Annotated in this window: 14 protein-coding genes; 1 reads left to right on the top strand and 13 read right to left on the bottom strand. The window is 75.6% G+C overall.

What is annotated here, in order from left to right; all coding sequences use genetic code 11:
• Positions 1 to 27: 27 nt before the first annotated feature.
• Positions 28 to 336: an AzlD domain-containing protein gene (locus ATL51_RS02880; protein WP_062395725.1), complete on the bottom strand. Its 309-nt coding sequence runs from the start codon at positions 334 to 336 to the stop codon at positions 28 to 30.
• Positions 333 to 1,010 (bottom strand): AzlC family ABC transporter permease, encoded by a 678-nt coding sequence (locus ATL51_RS02875; protein ID WP_100877574.1) that lies wholly within the window; start codon positions 1,008 to 1,010, stop codon positions 333 to 335. The genes ATL51_RS02880 and ATL51_RS02875 overlap by 4 nt, the downstream gene beginning before the upstream one ends.
• Positions 1,011 to 1,064: 54 nt before the next feature.
• Here ATL51_RS02875 and ATL51_RS02870 point away from each other — a divergent pair, with 54 nt between their 5' ends.
• On the top strand, positions 1,065 to 1,625 hold the full coding sequence (locus ATL51_RS02870; RefSeq protein WP_100877573.1) for a helix-turn-helix domain-containing protein: 561 nt from the start codon (positions 1,065 to 1,067) through the stop codon (positions 1,623 to 1,625).
• On the opposite strand, the gene ATL51_RS02865 is transcribed toward ATL51_RS02870, so the two are convergent.
• From ATL51_RS02865 to ATL51_RS02815, 11 genes are all read right to left on the bottom strand, one after another.
• Entirely contained in the window at positions 1,626 to 3,290 is a 1,665-nt protein-coding gene (locus tag ATL51_RS02865) for a glycoside hydrolase family 16 protein (RefSeq protein ID WP_157818204.1), read from the bottom strand.
• A 339-nt stretch (positions 3,291 to 3,629) separates the two neighbouring features.
• Entirely contained in the window at positions 3,630 to 4,547 is a 918-nt protein-coding gene (gene pdxS, locus ATL51_RS02860; protein ID WP_073574636.1) for a pyridoxal 5'-phosphate synthase lyase subunit PdxS, read from the bottom strand.
• 16 nt (positions 4,548 to 4,563) lie between these two features.
• Positions 4,564 to 5,151 carry an NUDIX hydrolase gene (locus ATL51_RS02855; RefSeq protein ID WP_100877571.1) on the bottom strand — a complete coding sequence of 196 codons (588 nt, stop codon included), beginning with the start codon at positions 5,149 to 5,151 and terminating at the stop codon, positions 4,564 to 4,566.
• Positions 5,148 to 6,272 carry a glycosyltransferase family 4 protein gene (locus ATL51_RS02850; protein WP_100877570.1) on the bottom strand — a complete coding sequence of 375 codons (1,125 nt, stop codon included), beginning with the start codon at positions 6,270 to 6,272 and terminating at the stop codon, positions 5,148 to 5,150. The genes ATL51_RS02855 and ATL51_RS02850 overlap by 4 nt, the downstream gene beginning before the upstream one ends.
• A complete protein-coding gene (locus ATL51_RS02845; RefSeq protein ID WP_301548865.1) occupies positions 6,269 to 7,159 on the bottom strand; it encodes a phosphatidylinositol mannoside acyltransferase in 891 nt (296 codons plus the stop codon). Before ATL51_RS02845 ends, ATL51_RS02850 begins: the two co-directional genes overlap by 4 nt.
• Complete coding sequence (gene pgsA / locus ATL51_RS02840; RefSeq protein WP_100877569.1) at positions 7,152 to 7,766, bottom strand: phosphatidylinositol phosphate synthase; 615 nt, start codon at positions 7,764 to 7,766, stop codon at positions 7,152 to 7,154. Before pgsA ends, ATL51_RS02845 begins: the two co-directional genes overlap by 8 nt.
• Before the next feature lie 94 nt (positions 7,767 to 7,860).
• Positions 7,861 to 8,418 (bottom strand): HIT family protein, encoded by a 558-nt coding sequence (locus ATL51_RS02835; protein WP_073574632.1) that lies wholly within the window; start codon positions 8,416 to 8,418, stop codon positions 7,861 to 7,863.
• 50 nt (positions 8,419 to 8,468) lie between these two features.
• Positions 8,469 to 10,211, bottom strand: a complete 1,743-nt coding sequence (locus ATL51_RS02830) for an acetyl/propionyl/methylcrotonyl-CoA carboxylase subunit alpha (RefSeq protein WP_100877568.1) — start codon at positions 10,209 to 10,211, stop codon at positions 8,469 to 8,471.
• Between the two features lie 28 nt (positions 10,212 to 10,239).
• Entirely contained in the window at positions 10,240 to 11,049 is an 810-nt protein-coding gene (locus tag ATL51_RS02825) for an HpcH/HpaI aldolase/citrate lyase family protein (protein ID WP_100877567.1), read from the bottom strand.
• Positions 11,046 to 11,537, bottom strand: a complete 492-nt coding sequence (locus tag ATL51_RS02820) for a MaoC family dehydratase (RefSeq protein WP_100877566.1) — start codon at positions 11,535 to 11,537, stop codon at positions 11,046 to 11,048. The genes ATL51_RS02825 and ATL51_RS02820 overlap by 4 nt, the downstream gene beginning before the upstream one ends.
• On the bottom strand, positions 11,534 to 13,456 hold the full coding sequence (locus ATL51_RS02815; RefSeq protein WP_100877565.1) for an AMP-binding protein: 1,923 nt from the start codon (positions 13,454 to 13,456) through the stop codon (positions 11,534 to 11,536). The genes ATL51_RS02820 and ATL51_RS02815 overlap by 4 nt, the downstream gene beginning before the upstream one ends.
• Positions 13,457 to 13,463: the final 7 nt, after the last annotated feature.

Here is a 13,463-nt window from a genome sequence, read left to right as displayed (position 1 = left end):
GGGGCGCGCGCCGGGGTGACGACCGGCTCAGGCGATCCCGGCCAGCCGCAGCCCGGCCGTCGTCGCCGCGGCGAGGACGACGACCAGCACGAACGGCACCCGGAGCAGCAGCGCACCGGCGGCCACGGCGACCCCGGCCGGGCGGGCCCAGCCGGCGAACCCGGCCCCCTCGAACCAGGTGCCGGTCGCGACGAGCGCGACGAGCAGCCCGACCGCGCCCAGCTCGACCAGGCGCACGGTGCGCGGGGACAGGGCGACCCGGTCGTGCAGGACCAGCGGCAGCAGCCGCATGAGGTAGGTCCCGCCGGCGAGGACGAGCAGCGCGGCGACGGTCACGGCTGCTCCCCCGTGGTCCGGCCGGCCGCCCCGACGCCGAGCAGACCGGCCAGCACGGGCAGGCCCGCGGGCAGGAACGGCGAGCAGGCCAGCGACAGGGTGGCGGCGGCCGCGCCGACCCGACGGGCGTCGACCCGGCGCAGCATCGGGACGAGCATGGCCAGCAGCGCGGCTGGGAAGGCGGCGTCGAGCCCGAACGCGGCCGGGTCAGGGACGCTCGCCCCGAGCACCAGACCGGCCGCGGTGCCGAGCTGCCAGCAGAGGTACTTCGCGACGCCGAGGATGCGGAACGCGCGCCATCCCCGCCCGGGGACGTCGGTACGGGCCAGGACGAACGCCGTCGACTCGTCGGTGACGACGTGCGCCGCGGGCAGCCGTGCCCAGCCGCCGCCCAGGTGACGGGCCAGGGCCAGGCCGAACGGCAGGTGCCGCAGATTGAGCACCAGCCCCGCGGCGACGGCGGCCCACACACCGCCCCCGGCGGCCAGCACTCCGGTGACGAGCAGCTGGGCGCCGCCCGCGAACGCGAGCAGCGACATCGCCATCGTCATGGCCGGGGACAACCCGGCGGCCGGCGCGAGCGCGCCGAAGGAGACCCCGACGACCGCGACGGCCACCGAGATGGTGACGGCGTCGCGGACGTCCCCGCGGGTCGTTCGCTGTATCGAACGCATGCCCGATACAGTGAACAACAGCGGCTGTGTTCGTCAAGTCGAACGAGGAGACCGATGAATCGAACGCCTGAGCCACCGCTCGCAACGATCGCGGCGGCCATCCGCCGGGAACGGGAGCGCCTCGGCATCTCCTCGGCCGAGCTCGCCCGCCGGGCGGGCATCGCGAAGTCGACGTTGTCGCAGCTGGAGGCGGGGACCGGCAACCCGAGTGTGGAGACGCTCTGGGCGATCGCGGTCGTCGCCGGGGTCCCGTTCGGCGCGCTGGTGGAGCCGCCGTCGTCGCCGGTGCGGGTGGTGCGGTTCGCCGACCGTCCCGCGATCCGGTCGGAGGAGGCCGCCTACACCGGAGCACTGCTGTCCCCGTGCCCGCCGGGGGCGCGCCGCGACCTGCACCTGGCCACCTGCGAGCCGGGGCCGCCCCGGGCCGCCGACGCGCACTCCCCCGGCACCGTCGAGCACGTGGTGGTGTCGGCGGGCCGGTGGGTGATCGGGCCGGAGGGCGAGGAGGTCGAGCTGGACCCGGGGGACCATCTGACGTTCCCGGCCGACCGCCCGCACTCCTACCGCGCGCTCACCCCGGGCGCGACCGCGGTGATGGTCATGGAGTACCGCTGATCAGGTACCGCTCGCCCCGCGGGTCGCCGAGCCGGGCTCCCGGTCCGGACCGCCCTCGGTGATGCGGTGCAGCAGTCCGTCGAGGAGCCCCTCGTCGTTGCCCCCCGCGTCGCCGGAGTCGTCGCCGCCCTTCTCGGACTCGGGCAGGGCGTACTGGCGGACCCAGTCGACCTGCATCTCCGAGGGCTTCACGGCGCCGCCGCCCTTGGGGAACCAGTCGAGCTGGATCGTCAGGTGCATCGGCCCGGGCGGCAGGACCGACGTGTCGTCGGTGTGCCACCACTGCTTGCCGTCGACGAAGGCGGTCACACCCTTCGGCGTCCACTCGACCGCCCAGTTGTGCCACTGGGTCGCGTCGATGTCGACCGAACCCTGGACCTGGGAGTTGTCCTCGCCGTAGTGCAGGAACAGGTTGGTCTTCTGCCGGGTGTGGTCGGTCATCTCCATGAAGTCGATCTCACCGCCGACCGGGAAGTTCTCGGCAGTGGGCCAGAGCAGCAGCAACGCGTTGTACGACGGGTCCGACGCGGGCGCCCGCACCCGGCCCTCCCAGCGGCCGTACTTCTGGCTGCCGTCGGACCAGGCCATGCCGCCGGTGGTGCCGTCGGCGTCGCCGTCGATGGTGAGCAGACCGTCCTTGACCGAGATCGCCGACGGGGACCGCTTCCCCTCCCCGCCGTGGCCGGGTCCGTCGTAGGGGCTCCAGCCCGTGAGGGCGTCGCCGTCGAAGTCGTCGACCTTGGTGGGCTCGCCCCAGCCGTGCGCGACGGCGGCGGTGGTCGCCGCGCCCGGGTAGGACGGGGCCGCCGGGGCTGCCGGGGCTGCCGGGGCTGCGCCGGCGGTGCAGTCCACGGGGGCGGGGGTCGCACCGGGGGCCGGTTCGTCGGCCGGGGTGGTCGCGGCGCCACCGGGCGCGGTGCCCGGGGTCGCGTTCGCCGAGGTCGTGTCAGCGGGTGATCCCGGGGCGCCGGCCTGGTCGCCGGCCGAGCCGCCCCGGTCGCCGGCCGGACCGCCCTGGTCGCCGGCCGGACCGCGGTCGCCGCTCGGAGCGCCGTCCTCGCCCGAAGTCGTGTCGTCGCCCGAAGTCGTGTCGTCGCCCGAGCCCGTGTCGGGGGCCGTGTCGTCGCCGGAACCCTGATCCCCGCCCGAGCCGTGGTCGTCGCCGGAACCCTGGTCTCCGCCCGGCTTCCGGTCATCGGCGGAGTCCTGCTTCTTGTCGCCGGTGCCGGAGTCGCCCGCGCCCGATGTCGTGTCGCCGGAGTCCCCACCGGAACCCGAGCCCTGGGCGGAGCCGGAGCCACGGTCGTCACCCGAACCGGACCCGGCGTCGTTCCCCGAGCCGCCCGATCCCGACGATCCCCCGTGGCCGCCGGAGCCGGAGTCGTCGCCGCCCGCGCCGCCGTCATCGCCCCCCGGCCCGTCCCCCTCGGGCCCGGCCGCCCCGGGGGCGGCGGAGGCGCCGGGCTTCCCCGACCCGGCGCGTCCGTCACCACCGGTGGCCGGACCACCCGAACCGACTCCCCCACCCGGGGCGGTACCCGTCGTGGGGCAGTCCGCGGTCGTCGTCGCGCCCGGTCGGCCGTCCCCCGTGTCCGCGAACGCCGCAGCCGGAAAGCTGATCAACATCGCGGCGGCGATCGCCACGACTCTCACAGAGCGTCCCATCAGGCTCCTCCGCAACAGTGGTCTCCTGATCCCCACGGAACGCTAGATGCCACAGAGTCACCACGAGCACCTGTGTCACCACATCGAGTAGGCAACCCCTCCACCGAGCGACCGCAGAACGTGGCCGGAACGGACACCCCACGCGTCCGAGGGACCGATCGGGTCACCGGACCGTGGCCCGTACCCGGTCCCGTCCCCCGCCGCACGGGTTCCGTACGCGCCGCACGGGTCCGGACCCGTGCGGCGCGTACGGAACCTGTGCGGCAGCGGGGCCGGGAACGACGAGAGCCCCGTCCGGCGGGGTGCCGGACGGGGCTCTCGGGGCGGAGCCGGGGGGGCTTACCAGCCGCGAGCGGCGTAGCGCTGCTCCTCGGGGATGTCCGCGATGTTGATGCCGACCATGGCCTCGCCGAGACCGCGGGAGACCTTGGCGATCATCTCGGGGTCGTCGTGGAAGGTCGTGGCCTTCACGATCGCCGACGCGCGCTGCGCCGGGTCGCCGGACTTGAAGATGCCGGAGCCGACGAACACGCCCTCGGCGCCGAGCTGCATCATCATCGCGGCGTCGGCCGGGGTCGCGATGCCACCGGCGGTGAACAGCACGACCGGCAGCTTCCCGGTGCGGGCCACCTCCGCGACCAGCTCGACCGGGGCGCGCAGCTCCTTGGCCGCGATGTAGAGCTCGGCGGCGTCGAGCGAGGCGAGCCGGCCGATCTCGGCGCGGATCGAGCGCATGTGCCGGGTGGCCTCGACGACGTTGCCGGTGCCGGCCTCACCCTTCGAGCGGATCATCGCCGCACCCTCGGAGATGCGGCGCAGGGCCTCACCGAGGTTGGTGGCACCGCAGACGAACGGGGCGGTGAAGCTCCACTTGTCGATGTGGTGGGCCTCGTCGGCCGGGGTCAGCACCTCGGACTCGTCGATGTAGTCGACGCCGAGGGACTGCAGGACCCGGGCCTCGACGAAGTGGCCGATGCGGGCCTTCGCCATGACCGGGATGGACACGGCCTCGACGATGCCGGTGATCATGTCCGGGTCCGACATGCGGGCCACGCCGCCGTTGGCACGGATGTCGGCCGGGACGCGCTCCAGGGCCATGACGGCGACGGCCCCGGCGTCCTCGGCGATCTTGGCCTGATCCGGGGTGACGACGTCCATGATCACGCCGCCCTTCAGCATCTCGGCCATCCCGCGCTTCACCCGCGCGGTGCCGTGCTGCGGACCGGCGGTGTCGGGGGTGTTCTCAGCTGCGGACACGGGTGATCGGAGCTCCTCACATGACGGTCGGACTGCGTGGCGATTCTACGTGAGGTCGCGCAGGTGAACGCGGCGGTTCCGGATCGGCGATCTCGAAGTACACCGGCTCCGGTGCGGTGCCGTGCAGCCGCAGCAGCCGCACCAGCCGCCGCGACCGCAGGGCACGGGTGTCGCGGACGGCGTCGTTGTGCACCCGGCGGGCCAGCACGACCAGTGCCTCGGCATCGGCGAGGTCATCGCAGGGCCCCGACCGGGCCGACCCCCGCCCGACGACGGCGAGCTGCCTGGTCAGAGCGTTCTCCGCGGCCTCGCGGGCGGCGCGGCTCCCGGCCGGGTCCCGGCCGTCCGGGGCCGGAGCGGGCAGTGCCAGCGCGGCATCGGCGGCCCGGCGCAGGTCCGGCGGTGCGGCGGGGCCGAGGGCGTCGGCGAGGGCGAGCGCGACCCGGGCCCGGGAGTCCAGCGCCGCGGCGAGCCCGGCCCGGGCGGCGTCGACCCGCACATGCAGCCGGTGCAGGCGTCGGACCCGTGTCACGCACCACAGGGTGAGAGCCGCCACCAGCAGCGTCGCGAGGACCACTCCCCCGGCGACGACGGCCGTGCTCACCGCGCGCCCCCGCGCACGAGCGGCCGTGGCGCGCCGGCGATCGCGGCCCGGTACACGCGCAGCACGTCGGAGGCCACGACCGGCCAGTCGTAGCGCCGCGCCCGGTCCCGCCCGGCGGCGGCGAGCCGGGCGCGGGCGGTCCCGTCGTCGAGCAGGCGGGTGAGCGCGGCGGCCAGGGCGGCAGCGTCGCCGGGTGGGAACAGTGCACCGGCGCGGCCGTCGTCGAGCACGGCACGGAAGGACTCGAGGTCCGCGGCCAGCACCGGGGCGCCCGCGGCCATGGCCTCGGTCAGCACCATCCCGAAGCTCTCCCCGCCGCGGTGCGGTGCGCAGAACACCGCGACCGAGCGCAGCGCGGCGGCCTTGGTCGCCTCGTCGACCGGCCCGAGCAGGTCGATCCGGCCCGCCAGGCCCGGTCCCGCGGCGCGCCGCAGCCGGTCGCCGTCGCCGCGGCCGACGACGAGCAACCGCACGTCCGGGCGGTCGGCGACGACCCGGCGCAGCGCGGCCAGCAGCACCGGCATGCCCTTGCGGGGCTCGTCGAAGCGACCGACGTAGCCGACCCGCACGGCGGGCGGCAGGTCCAGTGCCGGCCCGTGGGCGAACCGGGCGAGGTCGACGCCGTTGGGGATCTCGGTGGCGTCCCCGCCCAGGTGCTCGACCTGGACCCGGCGGGCGGTCGCCGACACCGCGATCCGCGCCGTGACCCGCTCCAGCAGGGGGCGCGCCACGGGTCCGAACGCGGCGAGGGCCCGGGACCGCTCGGTGGAGGTGTGGAAGGTCGCGACGACCGGTCCGCGGGCGTCGAGCAGCGCGAGCGCCGACACCGACGGGGTCGTGGGCTCGTGGACGTGCAGCACGTCGAAGTCGTGCGCGGCGAGCCAGCGCCGGGTGCGGTGGCGGGTCAGCGGGCCGAACGCGACGCGGGCGACGGAGCCGTTGTAGGGGACGCCGACGGCCCGCCCGGCCGGGGTGACGAACTCGGGCGCGGTGCCGGTCGTCGGGGCCAGGACCTCGACCGTGTGCCCGAGCGTGCGCAGCGCGGCGGCCAGGTCCAGGACGTGGCGCTGCACGCCCCCGGCGACGTCGAGGGAGTACGGGCAGACGATGCCGATCCTCATCCCGTGCCGACCGGCTGGAGCATGTGCCAGTCCCACGGACGGCGGGCGATCATGTCGCCGAACGCGTCGGCGAGGTGCTGGACGGCGCCGGGACCGGGCGGGACCGGCACGCCGACCTCGACGCCCCAGGCGTCGTCGGTGAAGTAGGGGTAGGCCGGGTGCAGCGCGGCGCCGGTGAGCCGGGCGAGCCGCGCCGGGCCGGACGGCAGCCGGGCGGGCCCTCCGAGGAACGTCACGCCGGTCCCGGTGCCGGTCAGGTCGCGGTCGGCGACCAGGCAGACGACCCCGCCGCGGCGCAGCCGCCCGGTCAGCGCGCGGTGCGCGGCGCGGGGGTCGTCGGCGGTCACGACCTCGAACCCGAGCGCGCGCCGGTAGGCGAGGAACCGGCGGAACAGCGGCTCGGGGCGCAGCCGCTGCACGACGGTGGTCAGCGCCGGTTCGAGCCCGAGCCGGTCGAGCTCGCGCAGCAGGTAGAGCCCGGCGAGGTCCCAGTTGCCGGCGTGCGGGAGGGCGAACACGACCCCGCGCCCGGACCGGGTGGCCGCCAGCGCGCCGGCGACGCCGTGGGCGTGCGGGTGCATCGCGGCGTGCACCGCGGCGGGGTCGAGGCCGGGCAGTGCGAACGCCTCGCGCCAGTAGCGGGCGTAGCTGCGCATCCCGGCGGCGACCAGTGCGTCGAGCTCGGCGGGGGTCGCGTCGGGACGGGCCCGGCGCAGGTTGTGCCGCAGCCGTCGCACCCCGGGGCCGTCGCGGCGGACCGCGAGCGCGGCGCCTGCGTCGAACACCCGTCCGGCGACGCCGGCCGGGAGCCGCCCCGCGACCCGCCAGCCCGCCGCGTACCCGGCGGCGCTCAACGCGTCGGCGGTGCGCGTCCGCAGGTCAGGCACGCGGTGCCTCGCGGGAGCTGCGCCGCACCGCCAGGATCCGCTGGCCGAGGGTCACCGCCGTCCCGATCGCCAGCACGACGAGGGTGACGGTCAGCGCCCACGGCACCCCGATGCCGGACAGGAACGCCCCGACCAGGCCGAGGATGAGCCGTTCGGCGCGTTCGACGAGGCCGCCCTCGGCGGTGAGCCCGACGGACTCGGCGCGGGCCTTGACGTACGACACGATCTGGCCACCGACCAGGGCCACCAGCGCGGCGGCGCCGGCCAGGGGCTCGGCCCCGCCGGTCAGCGCCCACCAGGCGAGCCCGGCGAACAGGGCGCCGTCGACGATCCGGTCGCAGGTGGAGTCGAGCACCGCCCCGAACGGGGTGCCGTGCCCGCGGGCGCGGGCCATCGCGCCGTCGATCAGGTCGGTCAGCACGAAGAGGGTGACCAGCACCGCGCCGAGGGCCAGCAGGCCGGTCGGCAGGAACGCCAACGAGCAGGTCACGGCCCCGACGGTGCCGAGCACGGTCACGGTGTCCGGGCTGACACCACGGTCGATCAGGGCCCGCCCGACGGGGTCGGTGAGCCGGTTGACGTGCGCGCGGGCGAACAGGTTCAGCATCGGCGGCTGCGTGCTCCCGTGCAGGACGGCGGCGGTGGGGGACGCTGCCAGCGTAGTCCGACACCGGGTCCGCCCGCCGTCGGCGCGGCCGGAGTCAGCGACGTGGCGGTTCCCACGCCTGTGCCAGCTGGTCGCGGGTCTCGGCGAGCAGCTGCGGGATCACCTTCGTCTGCCCGACGACGGCGATGAAGTTCGCGTCCCCGCCCCAGCGCGGGACGACGTGCTGGTGCAGGTGCTCGGCCAGCGAGCCGCCCGCGACGTGGCCCAGGTTGAGCCCCACGTTGAACGCGTGCGGCGCCGCGATCCGCTTCATGGTCACGACCGCCTGGCGGGTGAACGCCATCAGCTCGCCCGCCTCGGAGTCGGTGAGGTCCTCCAGGTCCGCGACGTGCCGGTAGGGCAGCACCATCAGGTGCCCCGGGTTGTACGGGTGCAGGTTGAGCAGCGCGAACACCTCGTCCCCGCGGGCGACGACGAGGTTGTCCGCGTCCGGGTCCGTCGAGTCGCCCAGGGTGTCCCCCCGGGCGATCCGGCAGAACGGGCAGCCGGTGTCACCGGCGCCCTGGATGTAGGCGAGCCGGTGCGGGGTCCACAGCCGGGCGAAGCCGTCGGGCGTCCCGGTCCCCTCCTGCGGGACCCACTCCTGCTCCATGAGCCGATCCTAGGCGCCGGGTCCCCCGGAGCAGGACCGTGCCCGGGTGCTCACCGGTCGATCTCGCAGAGCACCGAGCGGACGCTGACCGCGTCCCCGGGCGCCACGGCGAGGCCGCGGACGGTCCCGTCGCGGTGGGCCAGGACCCGGTTCTCCATCTTCATCGCCTCCAGCACCGCGACCAGGTCGCCGCGGGCGACCCGGGTGCCGTCGGTGACCGCGACCGCGACGATCGTGCCCTGCATCGGTGCGGTCACGACCGGCCCGGACGCGCCCGCGGTCTCCGCCCGCCGCAGCGCCGCCGACTCCTGCCGGATCCTCGCCGCGGTGTCGCCGAGCACCGCCAGGCCGGGCACCGGGACCGGGAGCGAACTGCGGCCGACCCGCACGGTGAGGATGTCGCCGACCGGCCCGGGCCCGACGGCGACGGGCCGTTCCTCGATCCACCGGTTGTGCACGGCGAAGGTGTGACCGTCGCCGGTGAAGTCGGGGTCGACGACGACCTCACGGTAGAACGGCAGCGGTGTCGGCACCCCCTCGATCCGTGCCTCGGCCAGGGCGCGCCGGGCGCGGCGGAGCGCCTGCGGCCGGTCCCGGCCGGTGACCACGAGCTTGGCGAACATCGAGTCGAACCGGCCGTCGACGGCGTCGCCCTCGACGACGCCGGAGTCCACCCGCACGCCGGGGCCGGACGGCATCCGGAACACCCGCAGCGGCCCGGGTGTGGGCACGAACCCGGCGGCCGGATCCTCCGCGGTGAGCCGGAACTCGATGCTGTGGCCGCGGTCGGGCACCGGCCCGCCGGTGAGCCTCGCGCCGCCCGCGATCCGGAACTGCTCGGCCACCAGGTCGATCCCGGTGGACTCCTCGGTGACCGGGTGCTCCACCTGCAACCGGGTGTTGACCTCCAGGAAGGACAGGGTCCCGTCCCCGCCGAGCAGGTACTCGACGGTCCCCGCACCGACGTAGCCCGCGGCCGCGCAGATGCGCGCCGCCGACCCCCGCAGCTCCCGCTCCTGGGCCGCGGTGAGGAACGGGGCAGGTGCCTCCTCGACGAGCTTCTGGTTGCGGCGCTGCAGCGAGCAGTCCCGCAGCCCGACGACCTGCACCGTGCCGTACGCGTCGGCCAGCACCTGGGCCTCGACGTGCCGGGCCCGGTCGAGGAACCGTTCGACGAAGCACTCGCCGCGTCCGAACGCCGCGGTGGCCTCGCGGACGGCGCCTGCGAACGCCTCCGGGATGCCGGCGGCGTCGCGCACCACCTTCAGGCCGCGCCCGCCGCCGCCGAAGGCGGCCTTCACCACGATCGGCAGCCCGTGCTCCTCGGCGAACGCCCGGACCTCGCCCTCGTCACGGACCGGGTCCCGGGTGCCCGCCGCGAGCGGGGCACCGACCTCGCGGGCGATCCGGCGGGCCGCGACCTTGTCCCCCAGCGCCCGGATGGTGTCCGGCGGCGGCCCGATCCACACCAGTCCGGCGGCGACGACGGCGTCGGCGAACCCGGCGTCCTCGGAGAGGAACCCGTAGCCGGGGTGCACCGCGTCGGCGCCCGCGGACAGGGCCGCCGCGACCAGCGCGCGGGCGTCGAGGTAGGTCGACGCGGCGTCGTCGCCCGGCAGCGCGACGGCGGCGTCGGCGGCGTGGACGTGCAGCGCGTCGCGGTCCGGACCACCGTGCACGGCGACGCTGCGCAGGCCGGCGTCGCGGGCGGCGCGGATCACCCGCACGGCGATCTCGCCGCGGTTGGCGACGAGGACGGTGTGCAGCGGGCGGGGCGGTTCGTCGGTCAGCACGGGGGCTCCTCCCGGCGGAGCGCGTTCCTCACGCGTCCCCCGCCCGGGCCAGGACACCCCTGGCCATCGCGATGTGCACGGCGTCGACCATCCGCCCGTCGACGACACCGACGCCACCACCGGCGGCGTCCAGCACCCGGCGGGCCCGGGCGAGCTCGTCGGCCGACGGGGTGAAGACCTCGTGCGCCGCCTGCACCTGCAGCGGGTGCAGGCAGATCTTGCCGTGGTAGCCGAGATCGCGGCCGCGGGCGGCGTCGGCGCGGAACCCCTCGGTGTCCCGGACGGCGACGACCGCCTGGTCGACCACCGGGACCCGGGCGAGGTGTGCCGCCAGCCGGACGGCGCTGCGGGCGTGCAGCACCTCGTCGCCGCCGGTGGTCCGCCGTCCGCCCAGGTCGGCGACCAGGTCCTCCGCGCCGAAGTAGGCGGCGTCGGGTCCCTCGGCGAGCAGCGCACGGGCGTCGGCCACCCCGAGCGCGCTCTCCAGCCCGACGACGACCCGGGCCCCGGACGGCAGTGCGTCCCGCACCGCGCGGAGCCGGCCGGGGTCCTCGTACTTGGGCAGGACCACCCCGTCGGCGGCCGCGCCCGCCGCGGCGGCGAGGTCGTCGTCGTGCCAGGGCGTCCCGGGCGGGTTGACCCGGATCAGCACCGTGCCCGCGCCGGGGCGGTCCGCGGCGAGCGCGGTGACCACCGCGTCGCGGGCCCGGGCCTTGTCGGCGGGGGCGACCGCGTCCTCCAGGTCGGCGACGACGACGTCGGGCCGGCTGCGGACGACCTTCGCGAGCAGCTCCGGGGCGCCGCCGGGCACGAACAGGACGCTGCGCACCGCGGTCATGACCGGCCACCGTGGGCGGGGCGCCGGTGCATCAGCCCGGTGCGCCGGGCCCGGCAGACCAGGTCGCCGTGCTGGTTGTGGGCGCGGTGCTCGAACACGACGATCCCGGCGTCCGGCCGGGAGCGGGACTCCCGGGCCGAGACGACCTCGGTCTCCACCCGGACGGTGTCGCCCGGGAACACCGGGTGCCCGAACACGACCTCGTCGAGGCCGAGCTGGGCGACGATCGTGCCCAGGGTGAGCTCCGGGACCGAGAGTCCGACGACGAGCGCGACGGTGAACATGCTGTTCACCAGCGGGCGGCCGAACTCGGTACCCGCGGCGTACTCGGCGTCGAGGTGCAGCGGTGCCGGGTTCATCGTCATGGTCGTGAACAGGACGTTGTCGGTCTCGGTGACGGTGCGCCGGGTGGCGTGCCGGACGACCGTCCCCACCGTGAGCTCCTCGAACCAGCGACCGGACACGGCGCGGTCCTCGGCGCCGCTCATCCGCGTACCGCCGCGGCGGTGGCGTCGAGGGCGGACCGGTCCTCCATCGCGGAGGTGTCGCCGGTGGGCTCGCCGTGCACGACCAGGTCGCGCAGCAGCCTGCGCATGATCTTCCCGGTACGGGTCTTCGGCAGTGCCGTCGTGACGTGCACCCGGTCCAGCCGGGCGTAGCCACCGAGCTCCGCGACGACCCGGCGACCGACCTCGGCCGCGACGTCGCCGGGCCCGGCGCCCGGACCGAGGGTGACGAAGGCGATCGGGACGGTGCCCTTGGTGGGGTCCGGCACCCCGACCACCGCCGCCTCCACCACCGCCGGGTGCGCGGTGACCACGGCCTCGATCTCCATCGTCGAGATCCGGTGCGCCGCCACGTTGATCACGTCGTCGGCCCGGCCGAGCACCCACAGGTGCCCGTCGTGGTCGACCACTGCCTCGTCGTGGGTGGCGTACCGGCCCGGGAACCGTCCGAAGTAGGTGTCCAGGTACCGCTGGTGGTCGCCCCACACCGTCCGGGCCAGGGTCGGGAACGGCGCGGTCAGCACCAGGTTCCCCTTCACCCCCGGTGGCACCTCGACCCCGTCGTCGTCGACGACGACCCAGTCGTGCCCGGGCACCGCCGTCCCCACCGAGCCCGCCTTGAGTGCCTCCACCCCGGCGACCGGGTAGGTCCAGGTCGAACCGGTCTCGGTCTGCCCGTAGGCGTTGACCACCGGCACGTCGAACGTCCGGGTCGTCCACGCGAAGGTGTCCGCGTCCAGCGGCTCGCCCTGCATCGTGATCAAGGACAGGGCCACCGGATGCGCCGCGGCCAGGTCGTCGCCGAACTTGCGCAGCATCCGCGCCACCGTCGGCGCCATCAGCACCTTCGTGACCCGGTGCCGGGCACAGATCTCGTAGAACCGCGACGTGGACGGCGTGTCCAGCGCACCCTCGAAGCAGGCGATCGTCATCCCGCACGCCAGCCCGCCGACCACCGCCTGGATCGGGAAGGTCAGCCAGCCCACGTCCGCCGCCACCCAGTACACGTCCCCGTCCTGGCGGCCCGCCTGCCAGTACGCGTTCGCCCAGGTCCCCACCAGGAACCCGCCCACCGAGTGCACCACCCCCTTCGGGGTCGACTCCGTCCCGCTGGTGAAGATCAGGAACGCCGGCTCGTTCGGGTCCAGCGCCACCGCGTCGCACCCGGCCGCCCCCGAGGTGAGCAGGTCGGCGTAGCGGTGCTCGCCCCCGGTCAGTGCGGTGTCGTCACCGGTGCGGTCGACCACCACCGTCGCCCGGACCGACGGGGCCCGCGAGCGCGCCGCCCGCAGCGTGGCGAGCAGCTCCACCCGGTTGCCCCGCCGGTAGCTCGCGTCCGCGACGACCACCACCGACGCGCCCGCCGCGGCCAGCCGCGACCCCACAGCCTGCTCCCCGAACCCGGCGAACAGCACGGTGTACACCGCACCGATGCGGTTGCACGCCTGGATCGTGGTGAACGCCTCCACCAGGTTCGGCATGTAGATCGCGACGACGTCACCACGGGACACGCCGAGCTCCCGCAGGCCCGCGGCCAGCGCCGACACCTCGACGGCCAGCTCGCCGTAGGTCAGCGTGCGGGTGTCGCCCGGCTCGCCCTCCCACACCACCGCCGCCCGGTCCCGGGTGGCGGGGTCCTCGGCCCACCGGTCCACACAGTTGTCGGCGACGTTGATCAGGCCGCCGTCGAAGTAGGTGAAGTCGGGCAGCCCACCGGTGCGCAGCCGCTCCCAGGGCCGCATCCAGCGCTGCCGGCTCGCCGCCCACTCCCAGTACTCGTCGGTGCCGAAGCCGCGGACGTGCCCCAGCTCGGCCTCCCGCTCCGGTACCCGCCACCGCTGTGGCAGCGCCCGCAACGGCTCCGCGATCAACGCGGCCAGCGGGTCCGTGCTCTCGGACATCGTCGTC

The sequence above is a fragment of the Pseudonocardia alni genome (assembly GCF_002813375.1).
In the GTDB taxonomy this organism is placed as follows: domain Bacteria; phylum Actinomycetota; class Actinomycetes; order Mycobacteriales; family Pseudonocardiaceae; genus Pseudonocardia; species Pseudonocardia alni.
Note: the sequence above shows the minus strand (reverse complement) of the source record. Positions and strands in the feature narration are given on the sequence as shown.